Annotated in this window: 1 protein-coding gene; it reads left to right on the plus strand. The window is 35.0% G+C overall.

Going from position 1 to position 486, the window contains the following annotated elements; translation table 11 throughout:
- Window positions 1-137: 137 nt before the first annotated feature.
- Window positions 138-486 (plus strand): MFS transporter (locus tag J7R13_RS08820; protein ID WP_208438308.1); only part of this gene is annotated, 349 nt, incomplete at its 3' end.

The raw sequence follows: 486 nt of genomic DNA on the forward strand, positions 1-486 counted from the left end.
AGATTTAAAAAATTGCTTTTATTCAGAAGCTTTTGGGAATCTACAAAATTATGAGGCAATAGATTGGTCTGCTCAAAGCGTTTTAAAATCTTTGAAAGAATCTGGCGCATGTAGCGGATGTCGTGGGAAGGTATTTTGTGGATAAGGTTAAGCAATTTAAGATTTATAGTGTTAGCAAGTCTACTGCTCTAGTGGTTGCTGTTTTACCACTTTTTTTGTCGGAAAAATTGCATTTGTCGCAAGCGGATATTGTTTTAATCGGTAGTTATTTTTTATTGCTTCCTTTGATCTTAGAAGTCCCCTTGGGTTTATTATCAGATGTTTATGGAAGTAAGCGCGTTATTTATACTGGGCTGTTTTTCTTTCTTTGCGGTTTTTTAGCTCTTTTTATGAATTATGCATATTTTGCTTACGCCACTTATTTGTTATGTATTACATTAGCAGCCGCTTGTTTCTCAGGTGCGGAAGATAGTTTACTCTTTTCTG

Source organism: Bartonella taylorii 8TBB, assembly GCF_902825155.1.
GTDB lineage: Bacteria > Pseudomonadota > Alphaproteobacteria > Rhizobiales > Rhizobiaceae > Bartonella > Bartonella taylorii_A.